At 70.8% G+C, this 22249-nt stretch carries 19 protein-coding genes, 1 tRNA gene and 2 pseudogenes; 10 read left to right on the top strand and 12 right to left on the bottom strand.

Going from position 1 to position 22249, the window contains the following annotated elements:
* The first annotated feature begins 68 nt into the window (after window positions 1-68).
* Together EES43_RS09320 and EES43_RS09315 are read left to right on the top strand one after the other, a co-directional pair.
* Window positions 69-536, top strand: a complete 468-nt coding sequence (locus EES43_RS09320) for an anthrone oxygenase family protein (protein ID WP_124268300.1) — start codon at window positions 69-71, stop codon at window positions 534-536.
* Window positions 537-745: 209 nt separating this feature from the next.
* On the top strand, window positions 746-2194 hold the full coding sequence (locus tag EES43_RS09315; protein ID WP_124268299.1) for an FG-GAP-like repeat-containing protein: 1449 nt from the start codon (window positions 746-748) through the stop codon (window positions 2192-2194).
* A gap of 62 nt (window positions 2195-2256) precedes the next feature.
* On the opposite strand, the gene EES43_RS09310 is transcribed toward EES43_RS09315, so the two are convergent.
* The 9 genes and pseudogenes from EES43_RS09310 to EES43_RS31215 all read right to left on the bottom strand — a co-directional run bounded on the left by EES43_RS09310 (window position 2257) and on the right by EES43_RS31215 (window position 10307).
* A complete protein-coding gene (locus EES43_RS09310; protein ID WP_124268298.1) occupies window positions 2257-3135 on the bottom strand; it encodes a peptidoglycan-binding protein in 879 nt (292 codons plus the stop codon).
* Window positions 3136-3773: 638 nt separating this feature from the next.
* A complete protein-coding gene (locus EES43_RS09305) occupies window positions 3774-5228 on the bottom strand; it encodes a putative adhesin (RefSeq protein ID WP_124268297.1) in 1455 nt (484 codons plus the stop codon).
* A gap of 261 nt (window positions 5229-5489) precedes the next feature.
* Window positions 5490-6938 (bottom strand): pyridoxal phosphate-dependent aminotransferase, encoded by a 1449-nt coding sequence (locus tag EES43_RS09300; protein WP_124268296.1) that lies wholly within the window; start codon window positions 6936-6938, stop codon window positions 5490-5492.
* A 300-nt stretch (window positions 6939-7238) separates the two neighbouring features.
* Window positions 7239-7502 (bottom strand): IS30 family transposase, encoded by a 264-nt coding sequence (locus EES43_RS31830; protein WP_346774279.1) that lies wholly within the window; start codon window positions 7500-7502, stop codon window positions 7239-7241.
* Between the two features lie 338 nt (window positions 7503-7840).
* Window positions 7841-7900 (bottom strand): annotated as a pseudogene (locus EES43_RS31825) (hypothetical protein); the annotation flags it as partial.
* 69 nt (window positions 7901-7969) lie between these two features.
* Window positions 7970-8410, bottom strand: a complete 441-nt coding sequence (locus tag EES43_RS09290; RefSeq protein ID WP_277426051.1) for a cobalamin B12-binding domain-containing protein — start codon at window positions 8408-8410, stop codon at window positions 7970-7972.
* A gap of 12 nt (window positions 8411-8422) precedes the next feature.
* Entirely contained in the window at window positions 8423-9226 is an 804-nt protein-coding gene (locus EES43_RS09285) for a DNA glycosylase family protein (RefSeq protein ID WP_124268295.1), read from the bottom strand.
* A gap of 407 nt (window positions 9227-9633) precedes the next feature.
* Window positions 9634-10131 (bottom strand): pyridoxal-phosphate dependent enzyme, encoded by a 498-nt coding sequence (locus EES43_RS31220; RefSeq protein WP_241192355.1) that lies wholly within the window; start codon window positions 10129-10131, stop codon window positions 9634-9636.
* Window positions 10128-10307: a hypothetical protein gene (locus EES43_RS31215; RefSeq protein WP_241192354.1), complete on the bottom strand. Its 180-nt coding sequence runs from the start codon at window positions 10305-10307 to the stop codon at window positions 10128-10130. The genes EES43_RS31220 and EES43_RS31215 overlap by 4 nt, the downstream gene beginning before the upstream one ends.
* Before the next feature lie 481 nt (window positions 10308-10788).
* On the opposite strand from EES43_RS31215, the pseudogene EES43_RS30970 reads away from it, so the two are divergent.
* A pseudogene (locus EES43_RS30970) lies at window positions 10789-10899 on the top strand (IS5/IS1182 family transposase); the annotation flags it as partial.
* A 120-nt stretch (window positions 10900-11019) separates the two neighbouring features.
* Here EES43_RS30970 and EES43_RS09270 read toward each other — a convergent pair.
* Together EES43_RS09270 and EES43_RS09265 are read right to left on the bottom strand one after the other, a co-directional pair.
* Complete coding sequence (locus EES43_RS09270) at window positions 11020-11487, bottom strand: hypothetical protein (protein WP_124268293.1); 468 nt, start codon at window positions 11485-11487, stop codon at window positions 11020-11022.
* A 755-nt stretch (window positions 11488-12242) separates the two neighbouring features.
* A tRNA-Arg gene (locus EES43_RS09265) sits at window positions 12243-12318 on the bottom strand.
* Between the two features lie 295 nt (window positions 12319-12613).
* Between EES43_RS09265 and EES43_RS09260 the strand changes: the two genes are divergently transcribed.
* The 7 genes from EES43_RS09260 to EES43_RS09230 all read left to right on the top strand — a co-directional run bounded on the left by EES43_RS09260 (window position 12614) and on the right by EES43_RS09230 (window position 21635).
* Entirely contained in the window at window positions 12614-14254 is a 1641-nt protein-coding gene (locus EES43_RS09260; protein WP_124268292.1) for an ATP-binding protein, read from the top strand.
* Window positions 14251-16284 carry a YfjP family GTPase gene (locus EES43_RS09255; protein ID WP_124268291.1) on the top strand — a complete coding sequence of 678 codons (2034 nt, stop codon included), beginning with the start codon at window positions 14251-14253 and terminating at the stop codon, window positions 16282-16284. The genes EES43_RS09260 and EES43_RS09255 overlap by 4 nt, the downstream gene beginning before the upstream one ends.
* Before the next feature lie 116 nt (window positions 16285-16400).
* Entirely contained in the window at window positions 16401-16922 is a 522-nt protein-coding gene (locus EES43_RS09250) for a single-stranded DNA-binding protein (protein ID WP_124268290.1), read from the top strand.
* A 189-nt stretch (window positions 16923-17111) separates the two neighbouring features.
* Window positions 17112-18650, top strand: coding sequence for a Cys-Gln thioester bond-forming surface protein (locus EES43_RS09245; RefSeq protein ID WP_124268289.1), 1539 nt, complete (start codon window positions 17112-17114; stop codon window positions 18648-18650).
* 134 nt (window positions 18651-18784) lie between these two features.
* Window positions 18785-20449, top strand: a complete 1665-nt coding sequence (gene ettA, locus EES43_RS09240) for an energy-dependent translational throttle protein EttA (RefSeq protein WP_124268288.1) — start codon at window positions 18785-18787, stop codon at window positions 20447-20449.
* 5 nt (window positions 20450-20454) lie between these two features.
* Window positions 20455-20877, top strand: coding sequence for an acyl-CoA thioesterase (locus EES43_RS09235; protein ID WP_124268287.1), 423 nt, complete (start codon window positions 20455-20457; stop codon window positions 20875-20877).
* Window positions 20874-21635 carry a serine/threonine-protein kinase gene (locus EES43_RS09230; RefSeq protein ID WP_124268286.1) on the top strand — a complete coding sequence of 254 codons (762 nt, stop codon included), beginning with the start codon at window positions 20874-20876 and terminating at the stop codon, window positions 21633-21635. The genes EES43_RS09235 and EES43_RS09230 overlap by 4 nt, the downstream gene beginning before the upstream one ends.
* 87 nt (window positions 21636-21722) lie before the next feature.
* On the opposite strand, the gene EES43_RS09225 is transcribed toward EES43_RS09230, so the two are convergent.
* On the bottom strand, window positions 21723-22127 hold the full coding sequence (locus EES43_RS09225) for a globin (protein WP_124268285.1): 405 nt from the start codon (window positions 22125-22127) through the stop codon (window positions 21723-21725).
* Window positions 22128-22249 lie beyond the last annotated feature (122 nt).

The following is a 22249-nucleotide window of genomic DNA, read 5'->3' as shown; positions in this document are numbered from 1 at the left end:
CGCCGCCGCGACGGGCCGAGGCTCGCACAGTCATGCGAAAAGACCTGTGCGAAGGGCCGTTTCCGGTCATGATGTCCGCCATGACCTCCCTCTTCCTGGTCCTCGCCGTCATCGTCAACGGCCTCTACGCAGGCTTCATGGTGACCTTCCTCGTCGCGGTCATGCCGGGTCTCGCCGAACTGACGGACCAGCAGTTCACCGCTGCCATGCGGCGGTTCAACGAGAAGGTCCCCGGGCCGGCCTTCCTCGTCCTCTTCCTGGGCGTGATAGCCCTGCCGACCGCCGCGCTCATCGCCGGGCTCGGCGAGCACGACGACGTGGCGGGACCCGCGATCGCGGGAGCACTGGTCTGCGCCGTCGCCGGCCACGCGGTGACGATCGCCGGGAACATCCCGCTCAACAACGCCCTCGCACGGTCGGAGGGCGGCGACGACAGCGCCGCCCGGACGGCCTTCGAGTCCCGCTGGAACACCCTCCACCAGGTCCGCACGGCGTTCTCGCTGGTCGCGTGCGCCCTGCTCGCCCTCGCGCTGTAGCCGGGGTTCGCGCGACGCGACCACCAGGAAACCGGTTGCCGTCCGACCCAGCCGGTCGCCCGATTCGCGGGAGTGGCGCAACCGTTCGGTGGTGAGAGCCGTCTGAAGGGGTGCGAGCGGCCACTCGTCCATCCGTCCCCACCACCGCATTCGAACATCAGCCGGACCCGTGAAAGCGCTGTCCGGCCGTTCCCGCAGAAGGAGTATCCGTGGCAACCCGAGCACTCGGCACCGGACTGGTCCTCGCCATCGGCCTGGCGTCGGCGGTCGTCGCCCTGCCCGTCGCCCACGCGGCGCCTCGGAGCGCACCCGCGCCCGTATCCGACTTCAACGGCGACGGCTACGCGGACGTGGCCTTCGCCGCTCCCGGTGCCGCGGTCGGCGCGATCAAGGGCGCCGGTTACGTCGGTGTGGCGTACGGCTCCAAGAGCGGCGTCCAGAGTTCGGCCAAGACGGTCTTCACCCAGAACTCGCCCGGCATCCCGGACGACGCCGAGGCCGGCGACGCCTTCGGCAGCGCGGTCGTCTCCGCCGACCTCGACCGGGACGGCTACACCGACCTGGTCGTCGGATCCAAGGGCGAGCAGGTCGGCGCCACGAAGTGGGCCGGCTCCCTCACGGTCGTCTGGGGCGGCAAGGACGGTCTGTCCGGCGGCGCCACCCTGCTGAACGGGAACGAGTACGACGACCTCGGTGAGCACCTCACCACGGGCGACTTCAACGGCGACGGCGCGCCGGACATCGTCGGCCTCCGCGACAGCAACGTGCAGCTGCTCACCGGCCCGTTCAAGCGCTCCGGCGAATCCGCGGGCGCCACCGAGTACCCGGACCTGCAGGATATGGTCTACCTCGACGTCGCGGCGGGCGACCTGGACGCCGACGGCGACGACGAACTCGTCGCCGTCGTCTTCAGCACCGACGACGGCGACGACCGCGCCATCTTCGTGCGGAACGGCGGCTCCGCCGGCCTCGCAGCCGAGCCTGCGAGCGTCAAGGGCGGGAACGGCCGGGAGCTGGAGGGCGGCGAGCACCTCGCCGTCGGCCACCTCGACTCCGACCGGTACGCCGACCTCGCCGTCGGCCGTGCGCTCGACGGCCAGGACAGCGACCTCGAGAACCCGCTCGCCAAGGGCGGCATGGTCACCGTCGTCCCGGGCGGCGCCAAGGGCCCGCAGGGCGCCAAGGCCAAGGTCTTCAACCAGGACTCGCCGGGCGTTCCCGGCGCGGCCGAGAGCTACGACCGCTTCGGCTCCTCCCTCGCCATCGGTGACACCGACGGCGACGGCAACGCCGAGCTCGCGGTCGGCGTACCGTTCGAAACCCTCGGCACCGTCCAGCGCGCGGGCGGCCTCGTCGTCCTGCGCGGCACGCCGAACGGCCCGACCGGGACCGGCAGCTACGGCTTCAACCAGGGCACGCCGGACGTCACCGGGGCCGTCGAGGCGGGCGACTTCTTCGGCGGAGCCGCGGACCTGCGCGACCTCAACGGCGACGGGCGTGCGGACCTGACCGTGGGCGCCCCCGGCGAGAACAAGGACGAGGGCTCCCTGTGGGTCTTCCCCGCCGGCGCGTCCGCGAAGGGCTCCTTCAGCTTCGGCCACGGCACGCTCGGCACCACGCCGGCCAAGGCCGAGCTGGGCACGTCCTTCGACCGCTGATGTGCGCGGGCGGGGTCGCGGCGGCCGGTACGCCGGTCATCGCGGCTCCGCCCCGGCTCCCCTCACACGTTCGGGACCTTGAGCCGGTCCCAACTGCCGCGTCCGGGAACGCCGTCGGCGGCGCTGCCGGTGTAGCCGAGCTTGCGCTGCCAGGCGGCGTACGACGACCGGTCCGCCTCGGACCAGGCGGGGCCGGGTCCCACGGCGTACCGGCCGCAGCCCTCGGCGACCAGGCGGCGGCCCATCGCCGTGACGATCGGGCTGCTGCGGCCCGCCCGGAAGAACGCCGCGCCGGGGAACGGCTCGTACGCCGGCCTCGGCGGCGGGTCGACCGGCCCCTCCGCCGGGCTGTCGAGCCGCTTGCCGATCCGGGAGCGCATCGAGCCCATGGTGAACCCGCGCGGATCGATCTTGCCCGGCTGCCACTCCAGGTGACCGATCACCGACCGCTGCGTCCAGCGGTGCGCGCGGCAGACGGCGGCGGCGGCCCGCTCGATGGCCAGCAGCTGGGCCGCCGGCCACGGGTCCTTCCCGTCGCCGAGGTTGACGCACTCGAAGCCGTAGAAGTGCCGGTTGCCGTCCGTGTTGGCCTCGTTGTCCGGAGGCAGCGTGCCCGCCTCGGCGATCACGGCGCGCAGCACGTCGTCGTCGCCGAGCCCGGCGTGGTTGGCGCGACCGTTGCCCACGAGATGGACGGAACCGTCCTTGGCGATCACGCCGTGGCACAGCGGACCGGGGAGCGCGGAGTGGCCGTCGTAGCAGAGGTCCACCGAGGGCTGAGTGCCGGAAGTGACGGTGTGATGGATCATCACGCCGTGCACGGGGCCCCAGGGGCCCTTGTGATTCCGGTTGTTGGTACGCCAGCTCCGGTGCTCGACGACGTGGAGACCTTCGTCGCGGAGGGCTTTGAGCAGCTTGTCGGCTGACAGCGGTGTCGCCATCGTGGCGCTCCTTCCCAGGTGGTGCGTCGGTTCCTGAGTGAGTAGGAGATGCGGGCGGCGGGTCCCACGGGCGCGCGGCGGGGCTCGGAGGCAGGCTCGGGCCGGGACGGGCGGGGGTGGGGAGCGCCCGGCGGCGGAGATTCCGCCTCGGGCCGTACGTGGTCGTTTTGCCCGTTCCTGCGTCCTGTCGAACGTTCCACCGGGCCGAAGGTTGCGGCACTCCGCGACTCCTGCGCGCAACCTCCGCCCGCACCGGTGGTCCGCCCCAGCGCCGGGGGGCTTCACGCCGGGTGTCCGCCGTGCGCGCACGCCCCCGGAGCGCGGTCCGCGGACACGCCGGGGGCGCGTTGGCGGGGCGCGTGCCGCCTTACGGGGTCGCTACCGCGTGCGGGCCAAGGGTTGTCCTCCCTGAACGGGACCGCCGCGTTGAGTTACGTCTGCATGGCCATCGGGCCTGGACCTCACCGGCTGGACTTCACCGGCTGTGCCAAGCCGGCAAGGACCATGCGCTGGAGAAGACAGCCCTGAACGCCTTCGGCCCCAGTTGTTCGTTCGCCCTGGCCTGCCCCAGGTGGAATAGGTGGCCACCCGAGTCGAAGTTTATCTTTCTGGCATCCAGAAGCCTTGCGGGACAACCCTCAGTAGTCGGAGTCCGATCCATCCTCGGAGTCCGAGAGGGAGTAGTCGGAATCGTCCGATGGAATCGCTTTCAGTTCAACCAGTTTGGTGTAGATGGCGCCATCCGCGAGAACCGCCTCTCGCACCTCCGGTGCTTCAGCCGTGTGCTGGAAGTTTACGAGAAAGTCTTCGTCGTTTCCTTCGAGGATGAGGAACCACATGATTCCCAGGAAGTAGTCAGGGGTGCTCAGGCCGTCCTTGGGGCCATCGGAGGACAGCAAGATCTCCAGGACGTCCCGGTCGCCATCCATGTAATTCTGACTCATGTACGTCCGCAGAGCCTCGCTGGACGTGAAGCCGTTGGACAGGGAGTGGGCGTACCGCAGGACTCTCCACTTGTACACGTTCGGCTGATTTTCCACGTAGGCGCGCATATCGGCCCTAGCAGCGCCCAGGAGCTCCGCCAGGACGCTGGAAGTGTACATATCCTGCGGATGCAGGGTGATTTCCGCGTCCGCCATCGCTTCGTATGTATCGGGTGTCAGAGCGGCTTCCACGTCCGTGCTGTCCAGAAGCATCGCGAAGTCGCTGGCGTTCTGCGTCCGGACCGTCGCCAGATGCGATAGTGCGCCTGCGGGATCTCTCATGTGATCCGCCTGCAGGAACAGGGCGCGAACCAGCGTCCAGCGGTAGATCGGGTTGATCGTGAGATACAGGGCCTGGGTCGCCGGCGTCAGCTTGTAGAAGAACTCCGCGAAATCCCCTTGGTCGTAGTAGAGGCTGTCGGGTTGGTTGACGCGGCACCACTGCAGCAACTCTATGGCATAGGCGGAACCGTCGTCCTGGGGGCCGTAGCCTGCTTCTTCGCCACCATAGATGAAATCGTCCGTGACCATCGCCGGAGTGGGAAAGGCGACTTCGTCGATGCGACAGCAGATGATCGCGACCGTCCGACCCTTGAATCGACCGAGCAATCCACTGCAGGAGTGGTCTCCCGACGCGCAGCCCTCCGAGTCCTGGCCGCACATGAAAACATCGTTCGGGAACTCGGCGTCCTGGCCGCAGACCCGAAGCTTTTCCCGCCCCGAGGAGCTCAGTGACGCCTGCATGGCGACGGCGAGTCGATCGTGCTGATCGATCTTGCCGAACTGGTAATTGGGCAGGTACTCGACATAGGGCTGCAACTTGACCGGCACGCCGTGCGACTGGTGCGACGCCATGGAAACCGCAGTCGTAGTGCTCAGAGCCATCTCTTCAGGTGCGTAGAACTGGAAGCCCTGCGGCATCCTGATCTTTCCCCGTGACGGATCGTAGGACCCGTGGCCGAAGAGCATGATGTCGGCTGCCGGTTCCGGCGCCTGGTACCTGTTCATCAGCTCGTCGTGTATGCCTTTCAGTTCGGCGGAGCTGTGGCCGCTCGGCCGGCCTGCGTCCTCGGTGTCCTTCATGTGCTGCTCCACCCAATCGATCGACATGGTTCGTCGGTACCGAAGCTAGGTGGCGGATCGGATGGATTCCTGCCCCTTGGGGTGACTCTTCGGCCCCGTCTCTCCGGCCCTATCGGTGAAATCCGACGGTGACAGGCGTCAGAGATGGCCGAGGACGTTGACCACCCGGTCGTCCGAGCCGCGCTCGGACGACCCGCGGGCCCTCCCCGGTGCGGCGGGCGCACCTGCCGGCAGCGGGGCGAAAGCCCGCCGGGATCCCGGCGGGCTGATCCACTCGGGTGGGGCGCCTCAGGAGGGCTGGGCCCGGGGCCTCAACAGGGCCAGTGCCGTGCCCACCCTGTCGATGGCTTCGCTGACTTCGCCCGGCTGCCGAGCGGTGTAGCAGAGGCGGAAGAACCCGGGGGCGGGGCTGTGCATGACGCCGCCGGGGAGCAGGGACACCTCGGTCGGTTGCCTCCGGAAGTAGTTGAAGAGGCCCTCTTCTCTGATGTCCAGGCCGGGGGCGGTGAGCGGGAGGGGCATGGTGTCGGCGGGGGCGGGTGGTACCGGCAGGTCGAGGTAGTCCCGGAGGTCGAGCCAGAAGAACTGGGCTGCGTTGTCGCCATCGTGGTGGAGGTGCTTGATGCCGTTGCGCCGCAGAGAGTCCTTGGCCTCGGCGAAGCTCTTACTGAGGAGGCTTCGGTAGGTCTTCATGGCGACCGTGGTGTACAGGTCGGAGCCCGGGCCGTCGGCCGAGGCGGAAAGAACGGCGCCGATCACGTGGTGCTTGAGCGAGTCGAAGGGTGTGAACCAGGACATCGGGTGCCGTACCTCCGCCCCGGTGTCCTTGCTGCCCAGCATGGCGTCCTTGACGACGGTGTTCTGGGAGACGACGAATCCGGTACGGAAGCCGGAGAGTCCGAAGTCCTTGGCGAAGCCCCAGACGACATGGATACGGGTGGGGTGCTCGCTGTAGGCGTCCAGGGCGACGGCGCTGGTGAACGGGGTTGTGCTGCTGTCCAGCTGGGAGTGGCAGTAGATCTCGTCGGAGATGATGTGCAGGTCTCGGTGGCCGAGTGCCCAGGCGTAGATGTCCTCCAGCAGGCTCTTGGAGTAGTTGACACCCAGCGGGTTGTGCGGGTTGGTGAGGACGAGGAGCCTCGGAGCCCTGCCGGTCTGCTTCTTGTGCTCCTCGTACTGATTCCGGATGAGATCCACCGTGAGGCGGAAGGCGTGCGGGCCCTCGGTGGGAAGGTTCACCGGGACGCAGGTCAGCTTGGGCCGCTGCTCGAACGACCAGTTGAAACCCTGCCAGTAGGGTGCCGGAATCAGTACCCCGTCGCCGTCCTCCAGGGGTGCCGGAACGCCGGGCGCGTTGTTCTTGAGCGCGAACGCCAGGCATTCCAGTGCGGAGGCGACGCCCGCCGTACCGAACACGTTCTCCGCGTCCACCTCGCGTCCGAACGCCTTCGTCAGCAGGGCGGCCACCTGCTGACGCAGTTCGTCGGTGCCGTACGGAGGGAAGTAGTGGATGTTCTTCTCGGGCAGCAGGCTCGTGTTCGCGAACACCGTCTTCTGCATCGAGTCGTCGTAGACGAGGACGTTCTCCGCCACGGACAGGTCGACCGCGGTGGGGGGCGCCAGGTGGCGGTGGTAGAAGGCGAGCGCCTGCTCCAGGTCGGGCATGCGCGTGAGGCGGTCGGCCTCCTCGGGGGAAACGCTCGGATGCGGCCCGGTGGAGGCAACGTTGGTCTTCATGGTGCCGAAGTTCCTTGTCTTGGTGCGTTGGATCCGCAGCCGGACACGGAGGAGGGTCCGACGCGTGCGAATGTCCCGGAAACCGCTTGATCGCCAAGCGGATCCAAACGTAATCGGAGCGTGATCATCGAAAGCCTGGATGAAGGGGGAGCGGTCGGCGTGAAACGGGGAGCGCGAAGGCGCACGGACCTGCGATGCGCACGGGCGGACCACCCGGGCGGTACGACGTCGAACCGGCCGCCCTCGGCGTCGACTGGGTCTGACCTCGCCACGCGCCGAGCGTTTTGCGTGGGCGGCTGTTCAGCTCGGCGGCGACGGCGGCCGGCTCCCGGTGGCTGTAGCGGGCCAGGTCGGTGCCTTGGGGAAGCACTGTCGCAGCAGGCCGTTGGTGTTCTCGTTCGAGCCGCGCTGCCATGGACTGCCGGGGTCGCAGAAGTAGACGGGCATGTCGGTGGCGACGCTGGACTGCTTGTGCATGGCCGTCTCGGAGCCCTGATCCCAGGTGAGAGATTGCCTGAGCTGGGTGGGAAGGGTGCTGACTGTCTCGATGAGGGTGTCGCGCATCGCGGATGGCCGTCGGCCTTCGGGAAGGCTCCCGGTGTCCCGGTGTCCTGGGATCGCGTGGTCTGCGGGCTTCGGCTGGCGGGTCGCTGATCATCGCCGTGTCCTTCGACATGCGGGGCTGGCGCTTGAAGGACTGCCGGTGGGCCGGCGCATGGTTCTGCCGGTACACGGGGACCGGGCCGGTTCGCGGCGGGGTTCGCCGCGGCCTTGGACGTAGAGGGCGTGGTAGAGCGTCGGCGGGCATCAGTGCGGCGCTGAGCCGCCCAGGGGCGGTAGGCCCAGACTCTGCTGGCCTTGTAGAGGGAGCCGTTGCGGCGTAGCTCGCGGCTGATTGTGGACGGGCTGCGGCCCGGCTCGGCCGCGATGGCCCGGAGCTGCCGGGGTGCGACCGCTCGCATCCCTCCCGTTACGCCACCGCTTGCCGGTCCGCCGGTTGCTACCGACGATCCGGCAAGCCTCACGACTGCTCACACCCTGCGCAGTTCCCCTTCGCCCAAGACCAAGGCCCGGAGGTTGGCCATGCGCGGGTCTGCCAACACGCGGTCGGGCATGGCCTTGGCGTGGTGCCCGCCGACCATCAGCGCGATGCCCGGGTCGAGGGCCGTCGCGATGCGCGCGGACATCTCGTAGGTGGGGGCGAGCAGGTTCATCGCCGCCCATCGGGGCCGCGCCGTGTTGACGAGTTTCGCCGTCGCCGCGATGCCGAGCCCGTGCGCTTCGGCGTCGATGATCCCCACGTTGAATCCGGCCTGCTGGGCGTACGTGGCGATGTACGCCATGCCGAGCACGGGCAACGTGTAGTCGTTGGTGCGCGGTCGCTGCTCGTAGTCGCGCAGCGGCGCGTTCACGAACAGGGCGTCGAGTTCCCGGGCGGGGTCGGGGCCCGAGATGAGCGGTAACTCCTGCATCGATCCTCCAGTTCAGCGGGCATGGGAGCCCCAGGTGAGCGTGGAAAGGGTCAGGGTGTGCAGAGCTGTGCGGTCGGGACCGGCCAGGGCGGTCCACATCGGGCGAAACGACTTGTCCTTCTTACCCGGCCAGGGGTGAGCCGGGGCGATCTGAGCGGCCCAGGTGCGGACCGCGAGGTCGTCGTGCGGGTAGGCGCTGAAGTCGCCGGTGAAGTCGCAGGCGGCAGCTGCTGCGGTCCAGGGGCCGATCCGGGGAACGCTAGCGAGCGCGGCGGTAAGATCACCGGCGTTCAGCCGCTGCCAGGTCAGGCCGTCCCGGACGTAGTGCTCCGCAGCCGCCTTCAACCCGCTGCGGTGGAACTTCGCTCCGATGCTGGCGAACTGCTCGTCCTCCAGCTTCAGCACCCGCTCCGCCGACGGGGCAACGGTCAGTTCGCCGTATGGGCTGTCCACGGTGGTTCCGTACTCCGAGCACCAGGCCCGGTAGAGCTTGCGGGCCTGCCCCGCGCGTACGACCTGGCGCAGGATCGCCGTGGTGATCGCGTCCCACAGCCACCCGTTGGCCAGACGCTGTGTCGGGCCGAGGCCGCACAAGCCGGCGTTCAGTTCAGCAGGGACGGTGTCGGGCAGGCACGCGGGGTCGGTGGAGACGACCTGCGGCTTCACGTCTTCCGTTCCGGACACGCACCGTAGGTGCAGGCCCGCGGAGTCCCATGACAGGGCCCAGATGCCCGTGGCCGTTCGTACGGCTCGGGCGTGGCCGCCGTCCGTGGTCTCGACCCAGGCCGGATGGTCGGTCGTCAGGACGCCTGTCACGGGTGCTCCTCGGGGTGGTGCGGGGGCTGTCGCCTCGTAGACTCTCGCGGTTCGCGCCCGGGATCTACTCGGTGGCCGGTCGTCAGGGGCGGGCCGGGCCCTGGTGTCAACCACCAGGGGGGCGCTGAGGCTCAGGGGCCGCAGGCCGAGGCTGACGCCCCGGCCGCCGAAGAACCGCTCGAAGTCTCCGATCGGTAGAACGGCCTTCCGGGTGGCTGAGGTGTGGCCTGAGGGGTTGTTGAAATGAACGTCGCCGGATGCGGAGACGCCGGTGACGAGGACGAGGTGGCCACCGAGCCGTTGCGGGTTCGTTTCGGGCGTCCGGATGCCCTTCGAGACGCTGGCCATGACCATGCGGCCGGTGTCGCACACCGTCCGCAGGTCATCGAGGGAGAGCCGTGGGTGGCCTACGGTCCGCATACCGTGGGCTGCATGGCGTACTCGGCGAACGGCTGGTGGATCAGCCCCCGGATCTCCTCTCCTCGGACCTGGTCGGCGCCCGCTCGCACCGCTCCGCGCCGCAGGTTCCACAGGGTCGGCGCCGTCCCGTCGCGGTGTACCAGGGCGATCTGGAAGCGCAGCAGCATCTCCAGGGCGACGGTCCCGGCACCGGTGATGACCGCCCCGTGCTCGGCGGACGGGACGACGGCCAGTCCGTGCCGGTTGGCCTCGACCAGCGCGATGGCGTCCCGCCCGCCCTCGCGACGCTGGTAGGTGATCACCGTCGCGCCCAACTGCTCGATCGCACGACGCTTGGCCGGCGGAGCGTCCTCGGGCAGGACCACGGTCACCGGCACCCTAAGCCGCTGACCAGCCAGCGCGAGCGCCGGGCCGTGATTCCCGGACGACGCTCCGATGACGCCGCGCGCACGCCGGTCCAGGGGCAGGCTCGTCAACGCGTTCATCGCCCCCGGTACTTGAAGGAGCCGCTGTGCTGCATGATCTCGGCCTTGACCAGCACCGGGCGGCCCATGCGGTGGCTGAAGTCGGCGCTCGCCGGCAGTGGCGTCTCCACGACCCGCCCCTTCAGCCGCTCGGCGAACAGGTACACCTCGCGCCGACTCAACTTGGTGTCCGTCATGCCGCGCTCCTCGTGCTCGTGGCGACCGGCGGACGCTGGCTCTGGCTCCGGCTCTGGCGCTGGCCAGGATGTGGGAGATGAGCTGCGGATAGGAGACGCCGTCCGCCTCGGCCATCCGCGCCAGGTTGCCCACGCGGGTCAGGCCGGGGCGCGTGTCGACCTCCAGCCAGTACGGGTGACCGTTCTTGTCCACGACGAAGTTGTGTCGCGAGTACCCGCTGCGCAGGGCGTTCAGGGCGGTCTCCGAGAGGCGGGCCGGGCAGTGGTACTCAGTCTGGCCGGGTACCCACTTGGCCTCGTAGGAGTAGACGTCCCCCACCAGGGCGAACGCGCAGTTAACGGTCGTCCCGTCGTCGCCGACGTCCACACGATCAGCGACGACGGCAACGAGGTGCAGACCCCGCCCATCCTCCGCGTCGTCGTTCAACGGCCGAGGGACGGGCGGGCGCGGGAGCCGTCGTCTTGCAGGGCGCCTGGACTCCTGCCGCGGCTCAAGCAGTGGCGCGGCCTGGCCATGCGAACGGACAAGCTCGCCATCGCCTGTCAGGCCGCACTCCACCTCGCCGCGATCCTCATCCGGGCCCGCCGATAAACGGCCGTCAGCGGTCGAAACCCCAACGGGCTTCCGCAGGCGAAGAGATCATTACCGATGTGCTCCACGACGCTGAACGCCATGCGAATGGGACGGTCTCCTCACCCGGATGTCACACGGCTAATCCCGCTCGACGGGCAGGAACGCCCAGCAATTCTGGAGGTCCCAGTTGGAAGGCGCCAGCTCGATCTCAGGCGGGAAGATCAACTTAGGAGAAATTGCCATCATCAGAGACTCTTCGTCATCTGCGACGCCGATGCGGAAGGGTGCCGGGTGTGGCTTCTGCGGAGCTGGGGTGATCTTCCACTCGCGAGTGGGGAAATCACTCACAGGCCCCAGGATCACCCTCTCGCCTTTCTCCGCCTCCTTGAAACTCAGGGAACGGGAGGGGAAGAGGCGGGCGGGGATCTGGATGGCGGCGAGGCCGTCCTCGCGGACCTCCACGCTAAACTCCTGCTCTCTTTCCGGTGCGGCCCCCGGAGCCGTAACGGTCACACCATTTTCCCCGGCTGTGAGGACCCGCGCCTCGGGGACCAATTCGCCGGGCCAGCTGACGATGCGATAGACGCCGGATTTCAAGATTCCCATGGGTGACTCCTGAGGTTGGTGATTGCCGCGACCCGCGACCGACTCCGGTCGACAGCCTCCTGCGGCGACAAGTGGGCCGGACCGCAGATCGGCCGGACAACCGGGCAACGCTGCAGGAGCCGTGAAGGTGCGCCACGAGACGGCAAACCACCTGAACGTGGGATAATCCCCCCGCCGCACTGGCCGCCGACGCCATCAAGTGCTGGGCCGACAAGGCGTATCAGGGCGCCGGCCCTGCGATGCGGGTCCCGATCCGGGTCCCGACCGGGGCAACCACCTGCGCGGCCGTCGCCGACGTCACACCGTGATCACGCCAAGGTCCGCAGCCTCGGCGAACGCTCCATGGCCATCCTCACGTCCTGGCGGCCCCGGTCGTGCTCGCGCGGGCCGTGCTCCACAACCGCGTCACACGCGTCCTCACGCAGAGTGTCGGCGTCCCCCTGGCGGTGGTTCATCACCCCCCGCGCCTCTGGGGGCCGTCGTCGTCGGCGTCTTCCGCCAGGGTCCAGCCGTTTCTTGCGCTCCGACCCACCAAGGAGGAGCCTCCGTAGGCCGGAGGCCGTCCGTCGGAGGCCGAGGGCCTGGAAGCCGCCGGATTTGTTGGACGTATGGAGGACGGGAGCCCGTAGAAGGCTGCTTTTTGCCGCGTCAGCCGGACGCTCGCGGTCCTCGGGCGGTGAAGGAGGCACCTACGGTGAGTGCCTCCCCCGCCCATCCTGACCTGTGAAAACGCCGCTCATCCGACGCGGCGTCGATGGCGCCCCCGGCAGGACTCGAACCTGCGGCCAAGCGCTTAGAAGGCGCCTGCTCTATCCACTGAGCTACGGGGGCCGGGAGTCCTGATCGGTGCTTCCGTGGCCGTGCCGGGTCAAGGATAGGGCTCCGATCCCCTGGACCCGGTTGCTTCACCTGCGTGGCACGATGTGGAGGTTCGGTGAAGCGAACCGATAATCGCAGGTAGGTGCGATTCCTGCATCGTTTTTCGCCACCTCGGCTGCGGGTGTTGTGCACTCGTTATGCCTGCGTCCCACTCGTCCCCTCTGTCCGGAGGGTGGAACCGCCGCGCAGAGGAGCCTATACGCTTCAAAAAGGCTTCAAAATTGGGCATTCTTCGCATGTGGTAACCATGGACGTACGGCCTCAGCTCATCGACGCACTTTCCGCCCTGCGCGACCGTGTCGCCGCCGTGCGTCTTCCCCTTCCGTTGCCGGGGGCCCCGCGCGCCCGGCAGACCCGGGCCGAACTCCTCGCACAGCTCGACGACTACCTGCTGCCCAGGCTCAAGGACCCCGAGGCGCCGCTCCTCGCGGTGATCGGCGGATCCACCGGCGCGGGCAAGTCCACGCTCGTCAACTCCCTCGTGGGCTGCCGGGTCAGCGAGGCGGGCGTCCTGCGCCCCACCACCCGCACCCCGGTCCTGGTCTGCCACCCCGACGACCACCACTGGTTCGCCGGCGCGCGAGTGCTGCCGCAGCTCACCCGCATCTGGCTGCCGCCGGGTCAGGCCCGGGACCCGGACGGCCTCGACGACCTCGGGCCCGACGACGAGGCCGCCGCCGTACTGCGGGTGGAGACCGCCGTCAGCCTGCCCCGGGGGCTCGCCATCCTCGACGCCCCCGACATCGACTCGCTCGTCGTCCGCAACCGGGTCCTCGCCGCCGAACTCATCTGCGCCGCCGACGTCTGGGTCATGGTCACCACCGCCTCCCGGTACGCCGACGCCGTGCCCTGGCACCTGCTGCGCACCGCGAAGGAGTACGACGCCTCGCTCGTCACCGTGCTCGACCGGGTGCCCCACCAGGTGATCGCCGAGGTGTCCCGGCAGTACGCGGCCCTGCTGACCCGGGCCGGGCTCGGAGACGTACCCCGCTTCACCATCCCGGAACTGCCCGAGTCGGCGGGCGGCGGCAGCGGACTGCTCCCCACCACCGCCGTCGCCCCGTTGCGCGCCTGGCTCACCCACCGGGTCCAGGACCCCGCGGCCCGGCAGCAGTCGGCGGGGCGCACCGCGTCCGGCGTCATCCAGTCGCTGAACGTACGGATGCCCGAACTGGCCGGCGCCGTCGCCGCCCAGTACGCCGCGTCCGTACGGCTGACCGGCGTGGTCGAGGAGGCGTACGCCCAGGAGGCCGCCCGCATCCGCCGCCGCCTCCAGAGCGGAGGCGTGCTCGCCGGGGACGCGCGGACCCGGTGGCGCGGCTATCCGCTCTACAGTTCGGCCGGGGAACTCCTCGAAGCGCTGGTGGACAGCCTGATCGCGCTGCTCCAGTGCGCGGTCTCCGCCGCCGACGAGCAGATCCGCGTCCGGTGGGGCCGGGAACCGGCCGCCGGACTCTTCCGGTCCGGGGGCGGCGGACGCGAGGCCGGGGGATGGGGGCCCGACGAGGACGTGGCGGGCCGGATCGCCGTCGCGGTAAGGCGATGGCGTCGGGTCCTGGAGGAACTGGCCGAGGAGGAGGCCCGCCAGCTCGAACGCAACGCGGCCCCCGACCCCGAGACCGTCGCCGCCCTCCTCGCCGCCGCCCTCCTCGGAGGGCGGCGCGCCCGTAGAGCGGGCGAACAGCTCGCCGAACGCATCGGAGCCCAGGGCGCGCTGCGGCTCCGCGACAAGGGCGGCGAACTGCTGAAGACATACCTCGACCAGGTGCTCGGCGGCGAACGCGACCGCCGGCTCGCCCCGCTCGACGCCCTCGACGTCGCCCCCGAACCGCAGGCCGAACTGATCGCCGCACTTTCCGTACTGCAGAAGGAGAGGTGGCAGCGATGACTGCCGTCACGGACGAGGACCCCGGCAACGGCGCCGCGCACGAAGGCGGAGCGGAGGACGAGCGGCGCCGGGCGCGGAAGGCCGGGCGCTGGGACGACGGGCTCATCGCCCGCCGCGCCGCCGCCCGCACCCGTACGCCCGAGGAACCCGCCGTCCCGCCGAAGGGGGCGGAGGAGGCGGCCGAGGACGTACGGCCGCAGGTCGAGGCGTACGTTCCGTCCGACGGGCCGCTCCCGGCCCGGCTGGACGCCCTGCGCGAACTGGTCGGGCTCTCCCGCGCCCGGCTCGACCGCGACACCCTCACCGAGGCCGGACGGGTCCTGGACGAGGCCGCCGCCCGGCGCAGGCTCTCCTCCCGGCACACCGTCGTCGCCGTCGCCGGAGCCTCCGGAAGCGGCAAGTCCACCCTCTTCAACGCGCTGGCCGGAGCCCAGATCTCCGACACCGGCCTGCGCCGCCCGACCACCTCGTCCCCCATCGCCTGCAGTTGGATGGACGGCGCCGCCGGACTGCTGGACCGCCTCGCGATCCCCGGCCGGCTGCGCCGCCGCCCCCACCCCGGTCCCGTCGCCTTCGACGAGGCGCTTCAGGGGCTCGTCCTGGTGGACCTGCCCGACCACGACTCGGCCGCCACCGCGCACCGCGAACAGGTCGACCGGGTGCTGGCCCTGGTCGACGCGGTGATCTGGGTCGTCGACCCGGAGAAGTACGCCGACGCCGCCCTGCACGAGCGCTATCTGCGTCCGCTGGCCGGACACGCCGAGGTCACCTTCGTCGTCCTCAACCAGATCGACCGGCTGCCCGGCGAGGCCGCCGACATCGTCCTGGACGACCTGCGCCGGCTGCTCGACGAGGACGGCATGGCCCTCGGCGAGCACGGCGAGCCCGGCGCCACCGTCCTGGCGCTCTCCGCGCTCACCGGTGAGGGCGTGCCCGAACTGCGCGAGCTGCTGGGCCGGTTCGTCCAGGACCGCACGGCCGCCACCCGACGCCTCTCCGCCGACGTCGACGCGGCGGCGGCCCGGCTGCGCCCGGTCTACGTGGCCGACGGCCGGCCCGGCCTCGGTGAACGCGCCCGGGAGGCGTTCACCGACCGGCTGGCCGAGGCCGTCGGAGCAGCCGCCGCCGGGCAGGCCGCCGAGCGGGAGTGGCGGCGGAACGCGAGCCGGGCCTGCGGGACGCCGTGGCTGCGGCTCTGGCGCTGGTACGAGTCCCGGGGGCTGCCCGGCAGCCTGGACCGGATGGGCCAGGCGCTGACCCCGGCGGAGGAGGAGCTGACCGCCCGCCAGCGGGTCGAGCAGGCGGTCCGGACCCTCGCCGACGACGCCGCCCGCGGGCTGCCCGACCCGTGGGCGCAGGCAGTCCGCGAGGCGGCGTTCACCGGGGCGGAAGGGCTGCCGGAAGCGCTGGACGAACTGGCGGTCGCGGCGGGCACGGCGGGCGCGAACGGGCGCAAGGGCGGCAGCGGCGTCGTCGGGGACGGCGGAGCCGGCGGAGCCGGTGGAGATGGCGGCGGTGGTTCGGGCGGTGGTTCGGAGGCTGGTTCAGGCGCGGGTTCGCGCGGTGGTCCGAGCGCTGGTTCAGGCGGTGGATCGGGTGCCGGTTCGGGCCGTGGGGTCCGGGGCGCGGGGGCCGGAGCAACGCTCGCCGGACGTCCGGCCAAGCCGCCCCGGCCCAGGTGGTGGCCCGCCGCCGTCCTGGCCCAGGTGTCCATGACCCTGCTCCAGGTCTTCGGCGGCCTGTGGCTGCTCGGCCAGATCGTCGGCCTGCTGGAGCCGGGGCTCGTCACGCCCGCCCTCATCATGCTGGCCGGCGTCGTCGGCGGGCCGTTGGTGGAGTGGTCCTGCGCGGCGGCGATCCGGGGACCGGCCCGCCGGTACGGCCAGGAGGCGGAGCGCCGGCTGCGCGAGGCGGCGGCGGGCTGCGGTCGGGCGCGGGTGCTGGACCCGGTCTCGGCCGAGCTGGTCCGCTACCGCGAGGTGCGCGAACGGTACGTGGCGGTGATGGAGTTCTCCACAACCGGCCGGTAGTCCACAGGCCCCCGCGCGAAAGCCCTCCCGCGTCCACCATGGAGGCGGTGCCGGACGCCGAGGACGGCGGACACGGCCGCGGAGAGGGACCAGAGGACACGAACCGGGGGCGGGACATGAACGAGACGTTGGTGACGCTGGTGGGGAACGCCGCTACGGCGGTGGAGTTCCGGGAGACGGCCACGGGCGGGATGGCGCGCTTCCGCTTCGCCGTGACGCCGCGCCGCTGGGACCGGGGGAAGCAACTCTGGGCGGACGGGACCACCAGCTTCTACACGGTCTGGGCCTGGCGGACCCTGGCCGCGAATCTGGCCGGATCAGTGGCGGTCGGCGAACCTCTGCTGGTGCACGGCCGGTTGAAGGTGCGGGAGGAGGAGAGCGACGGGCGACGGCGGATGTCCGTGGACGTCGAGGCGGTCGCGGTCGGCCACGACCTGAGTCGCGGTACGGCTGCCTTCCGGCGGCTGACCAGGGCCGATCCGGTCCCTGCGGGGTTCAGCGGCAGTGGTTCCGACGGTACGTCGGACATGGCGGCTGGCGTGGCTCCGGGCACCGGCGCGAGCGGTGGCCCGGTCGCCCCGGCGGACACCGCGCCGAGCCGGCGGGAGCGCGCCGGCGACAGGGTCGCGGTGTCTTGAAATGGCTGGTCGGGGGCGGGTGGACGGGGATAACGATTCCGATTCGGAATGGTTGAGCGGCGTCGGTACGGGGGATCGGGGTTCGCCCGGTCCCTAGGATTCCCCTTGCTCACGGGTCACTTGAGTCTGCTGGCGGGGCATTCCCCACACGCGCACCACGCGCGAGGGTCTCGCCCGGAGAGGAAATCTGTGTTTTCTGCGTCTTCGGCGTCCGCTTCTCCGTCCGTCACGAGGGGAGTCCACCCCCATCGCGACAGAACCGCCGAGGGCGGGGGCGGCGGACGCGGAGGACGTGGCCGGGGACTGCTCCGGCCCGTCGCCGCACTGCTGGCCGCCGGTCTCGCCGCGGCGGCATGCCTCGCCGGAGCGGGCGCGGCGGCGGCCGAGGAGCGCGGTCGCCACCAGAGCGGGGCCGCGGCGGTGCTCGACGGGCTGAGGACCTTCGACACCGCGGTGCTCCGCGTGCCGGGGGAGAACGGCGAGCCGGCCAGGACGCAGCAACTGCCCGCCGGGCTCTTCGAGATGACGGTGGAGGGCGGCGGCAAGCTCAAGACGTACTGCGTCGACCTGCACAACCCCACGCAGGACCAGGCGCGGTACCTGGAGACGCCGTGGGCCGAGACCTCGCTCGGGGCCAACCGGAACACCGGGAAGATCCGCTGGATCCTCCAGCACTCCTATCCCCGGATCGACGACCTCGCCTCCCTGGCCGAGGCGGCCGGCACCGGACCGCTGACCGAGCGCACCGCCGCCGCCGGCACCCAGGTCGCCATCTGGCGCTACTCGGACGGCGCGGACGTCACGGCCGCGGACGAGCAGGCGGAGAAGCTGGCCGACTGGCTCCACCGGCAGGCCCGCGACACCGCCGAACCCCGGACGTCGCTGACGCTGGAGCCGGCGGCGGTCTCCGGCCGGGCCGGCGAGCGGCTGGGCCCGGTGACGGTCCGCACGGACGCTGACCAGGTCTCCGTGTCGCCCCCCGTGGACGCGGCGGCGAGCGGCATCACGGTCACGGACAAGGACGGCGCACCCGTCACCACCGCGTCCGACGGCGACCGGCTCTACTTCGACGTCCCCGAGGACACGGCCGACGGCTCCGCCTCCCTGGCCGTGCAGGCGGCCACCTCGGTGCCGGTGGGCCGGGCCTTCGCCTCCGTCACCCGCAGCCAGACGCAGATCCTGGCCGGGTCCAGCGAGTCCACCGTCTCCGCCCGCGCCACCGCTACCTGGGCGGAAAAGGGCGCCGCCCCCGCGCTCACCGCGCGGAAGAACTGCGCCGAGGGCGGCGTGGACATCACCGCGGCCAACCGGGGCGACGAGCCGTTCACCTTCGAACTGGGTGGCGCCGAGTACACCGTCGCCGCCGGGGCCACGCGGACGGTGACCGTCCCGGTCGCCGAGGACCAGGCGTACGACTTCACCATCACCGGGCCCGGCGGGTTCCGGAAGAGCTTCACCGGCCTGCTGGACTGCGCGACCAGCGGCAGCGCCGCCACCGGCCCCGACGAGGCGGCGGAGGACGAGGGCGGTCTCGACACGCAGAGCGCCCAGCGGTCCGGTCCGGCCTCGACCGGCAGCACCACCGCGGAGATGGCGGGCGACCTCGCGGCCACCGGCGGATCCAGCGCCACCGCGATGATCGCCGTCATCGCCGTCGGACTGCTCGTCGTCGGCGGCGCGGCCTTCTTCTTCCTCGGCCGGAGGAATCCCCGGCACGACGCCGGCTGACGCACGCGATCATCGGCCCCGAACACGTCCCGGCGTGCCGGGGCCGATGCGTGGACGGGTTTCCGTCCGGGGACGGCCGTCAGGCAAGATGGGGTGTATCTGCCCACACCTCTATTGCTGCCGGACGGTTTCTCTTGGCTGAGTTCATCTACACCATGCGCAAGACGCGCAAGGCGCACGGCGACAAGGTGATCCTTGATGACGTCACCTTGAACTTCCTGCCCGGCGCGAAGATCGGTGTCGTGGGGCCCAACGGCGCCGGCAAGTCCACGGTGCTGAAGATCATGGCGGGCCTGGAGCAGCCGTCCAACGGCGACGCGTTCCTGTCGCCCGGGTTCAGCGTCGGCATCCTCATGCAGGAGCCGAAGCTCGACGAGGAGAAGACGGTCCTGGAGAACGTCCAGGACGGCGCGGCGGAGATCATGGCCAAGCTCCAGCGCTTCAACGAGGTCGCCGAGCTGATGGCGACCGACTACTCCGATGAGCTGCTGGACGAGATGGGCAAGCTCCAGGAGGACCTGGACCACGCCAACGCGTGGGACCTGGACGCCCAGCTGGAGCAGGCCATGGACGCCCTGGGCTGCCCGCCCGGCGACTGGCCGGTCACCAACCTCTCCGGTGGCGAGAAGCGCCGCGTGGCGCTCTGCAAGCTCCTCATCGAGGCCCCGGACCTGCTCCTCCTCGACGAGCCCACCAACCACCTCGACGCCGAGTCGGTGAACTGGCTGGAGCAGCACCTCTCGAAGTACGCGGGCTGTGTCATCGCCGTCACCCACGACCGGTACTTCCTGAACAACGTCGCCGAGTGGATCCTGGAGCTCGACCGGGGCCGCGCCATCGCGTACGAGGGCAACTACTCCACGTACCTGGAGAAGAAGCAGGCCCGCCTGAAGGTCGAGGGCCGCAAGGACGAGAAGCGGCAGAAGCGGCTCAAGGAGGAGCTGGAGTGGGTCCGCTCCAACGCCAAGGGCCGCCAGACCAAGTCCAAGGCCCGTCTCGCCCGGTACGAGGAGATGGCGGCCGAGGCGGACAAGATGCGGAAGCTGGACTTCGAGGAGATCCAGATCCCGCCGGGCCCGCGGCTCGGTTCCATCGTCGTCGAGGTCGAGAACCTCTCGAAGGCGTTCGGCGACAAGGTCCTCATCGACGACCTGTCGTTCACCCTGCCCCGTAACGGCATCGTCGGCGTCATCGGTCCGAACGGCGCGGGCAAGACCACGCTGTTCAAGATGATCCAGGGCCTGGAGACGCCGGACAGCGGCTCCATCAAGGTCGGCGACACCGTCAAGATTTCCTACGTCGACCAGTCCCGCGCCAACATCGACCCGAAGAAGAGCCTCTGGGCCGTCGTCTCGGACGAGCTGGACTACATCAACGTCGGCCAGGTCGAGATGCCTTCGCGCGCCTACGTCTCGGCGTTCGGCTTCAAGGGCCCGGACCAGCAGAAGCCGGCCGGCGTCCTCTCCGGCGGTGAGCGCAACCGCCTCAACCTGGCGCTGACGCTCAAGGAGGGCGGCAACCTGCTGCTCCTCGACGAGCCCACCAACGACCTCGACGTCGAGACGCTCTCCTCGCTGGAGAACGCCCTCCTGGAGTTCCCGGGCGCGGCCGTGGTCATCTCCCACGACCGCTGGTTCCTGGACCGCGTCGCGACGCACATCCTCGCCTACGAGGGCGACTCGTCGTGGTACTGGTTCGAGGGCAACTTCGAGTCGTACGAGAAGAACAAGGTCGAGCGCCTCGGCGCGGACGCGGCCCGCCCGCACCGCGCCACGTACAAGAAGCTCACGCGAGGCTGATCGTCTTGGCTCGTCACATCTACAGCTGCCCTCTGCGCTGGTCGGACATGGACGCCTTCGGCCACGTCAACAACGTGGTCTTCCTCCGCTACCTGGAGGAGGCGCGCATCGACTTCATGTTCCGGCTGGCGCCGGGGGACGGCTCGCCGTCCTTCTCGGGCGGGTCCGTCGTGGCCCGGCACGAGATCGACTACGTACGGCCGCTGGTGCACCGGCACGCGCCGGTGACCGTCGAGTCGTGGGTGACGAAGATCGGCGCGGCGTCGCTGACGATCGCCTACGAGATCAAGGACCCGGACCAGGTGTACGTCCGGGCCTCGACCATCGTCGTGCCGTACGACCTGGCGGCGGAGCGGCCCCGGCGGATCACCGCCGAGGAGAAGTTCTTCCTCCAGCAGTACCTGGCAGAGGAGCCCGCCGCGGCATGACCGTGCCCGTGCAGTCGCTGCGGTTCGCCGACGCGAGGGAGGCGGCGGATCTCGCCGCCTTCCTCGGCCGGCTGCTCCACTACGACCGGGCCGCCGCCGTCCGCCTCCAGGCCGGCGGCGGCGACGCTCTGGCCGTGTTCGGCCGCCCGCCGTCCTTCGAGGTGCTCGCCGTCCGCACGGCACGCCTGGCCGGGCCCGAAACGCTCGACGCCACGGTCTCGGCCGGCGAGCTGCTGGAGTCCCTGGACGTTCCCGGCGCGGACGGTTCGGACCGTGCGCGCGGCTCGGATGGTTCGGGCCGTTCCACGGGAGCCGGGGCCGAGGACGGGCCGGGGGCGGGTGTGCTGCCGGCGCCCGTCACCGGGCCGCCCTGGACCGGTGTCCTGCCGCCCCGGGGCCCGTGGCTGGCGCAGGCCGGACTGCCCCGGCCGGAGTCGCTGCGCGCCGCGCTGACCGCCGCCGTCGCCGAGTTCCGCGCCCGGGACGAGGCGCTGCCCGCGGCGCACCGCACCCGGGCCGAACGCGACCGCATCGGCCGCGAGATCTGGTCCCGCCCCGTCGGCGCGACCCCGCTGCCACTGCGGGCCGTGCACGCCGCGCAGTCCCTCGGCTTCCTGCGCCCCGACCCCGACTTCCCCGTCTCGCTGTTCGCGTCGGGCTCCTGGCTGCGGCTGCGGACCCCGTTCGGGTCGATCGCCCTGCGCAGCGACGCCGGGGCTGGCCTGGGCTCACTGGCCCTCACGGTCGGCCCCGGCTGACCGCCGTCCCGGCTGCCGCACCCCCTGGCGGGGCCCGTACGACCGGGGCGGGCCCGACCGGGGCCCGCGCCCGGCAGCGGCTCCGGATCAGTCCGTGGTGTTGATCATCGAGGCGGCGGCGTACGTGAGGTAGTCCCACAACTGCCGCTCGTGCTCCGGCGCGAGCCCCAGCTCGTCCAGCGCGACCCGCATATGACGCAGCCAGGCGTCGTGAGCATCCTGGTCCACCCGGAACGGGGCGTGCCGCATCCGCAGCCGCGGATGGCCCCGGTTCTCGCTGTAGGTGCGCGGGCCGCCCCAGTACTGGATGAGGAACAGGGCGAACCGGTCCTCGGCCGGCCCCAGATCCTCCTCCGGGTACATCGGTCGCAGCAGCTCGTCGCCCGCCACACCCTCGTAGAAGCGGTGGACCAGGCGTCGGAAGGTCTCCTCGCCGCCGACCTGCTCGTAGAAGGTCTGCTCCTGAAGCGTTCCGCGCGGAATCTCTGTCACCCGTCCATGGTCGCAGACGCGCCGCCCGAGGTCAGGGGTCCTAGGACCAATGGCCCGGCCCCGCCCGGCCTCGGTCCGGGTCCCGGCCTCGCCCCCGGCCCGCCGCTCGCCGTCGGCCGCCC

This window comes from Streptomyces sp. ADI96-02, assembly GCF_003846185.1.
Classification (GTDB): Bacteria; Actinomycetota; Actinomycetes; order Streptomycetales; family Streptomycetaceae; genus Streptomyces.
The sequence above is the reverse complement of the archived record's forward strand: the minus strand, read 5'-3'. Positions and strand labels throughout refer to the sequence as shown.

Bases quoted from the DNA above. Each gene is read 5' to 3' on its own strand.
- EES43_RS09250 (WP_124268290.1), top strand. From the start codon at position 16,401: ATGAACGAGACGTTGGTGACGCTGGTGGGGAACGCCGCTACGGCGGTG.
- EES43_RS09310 (WP_124268298.1), bottom strand. From the start codon at position 3,135: ATGGCGACACCGCTGTCAGCCGACAAGCTGCTCAAAGCCCTCCGCGAC.
- EES43_RS09255 (WP_124268291.1), top strand. From the start codon at position 14,251: ATGACTGCCGTCACGGACGAGGACCCCGGCAACGGCGCCGCGCACGAA.
- EES43_RS09230 (WP_124268286.1), top strand. From the start codon at position 20,874: ATGACCGTGCCCGTGCAGTCGCTGCGGTTCGCCGACGCGAGGGAGGCG.
- EES43_RS09290 (WP_277426051.1), bottom strand. From the start codon at position 8,410: ATGCAGGAGTTACCGCTCATCTCGGGCCCCGACCCCGCCCGGGAACTC.
- EES43_RS31220 (WP_241192355.1), bottom strand. From the start codon at position 10,131: ATGAACGCGTTGACGAGCCTGCCCCTGGACCGGCGTGCGCGCGGCGTC.
- EES43_RS09320 (WP_124268300.1), top strand. From the start codon at position 69: ATGATGTCCGCCATGACCTCCCTCTTCCTGGTCCTCGCCGTCATCGTC.
- EES43_RS31830 (WP_346774279.1), bottom strand. From the start codon at position 7,502: ATGCGCGACACCCTCATCGAGACAGTCAGCACCCTTCCCACCCAGCTC.
- EES43_RS31215 (WP_241192354.1), bottom strand. From the start codon at position 10,307: ATGACGGACACCAAGTTGAGTCGGCGCGAGGTGTACCTGTTCGCCGAG.
- EES43_RS09270 (WP_124268293.1), bottom strand. From the start codon at position 11,487: ATGGGAATCTTGAAATCCGGCGTCTATCGCATCGTCAGCTGGCCCGGC.
- EES43_RS09305 (WP_124268297.1), bottom strand. From the start codon at position 5,228: ATGTCGATCGATTGGGTGGAGCAGCACATGAAGGACACCGAGGACGCA.
- EES43_RS09260 (WP_124268292.1), top strand. From the start codon at position 12,614: ATGGACGTACGGCCTCAGCTCATCGACGCACTTTCCGCCCTGCGCGAC.
- EES43_RS09300 (WP_124268296.1), bottom strand. From the start codon at position 6,938: ATGAAGACCAACGTTGCCTCCACCGGGCCGCATCCGAGCGTTTCCCCC.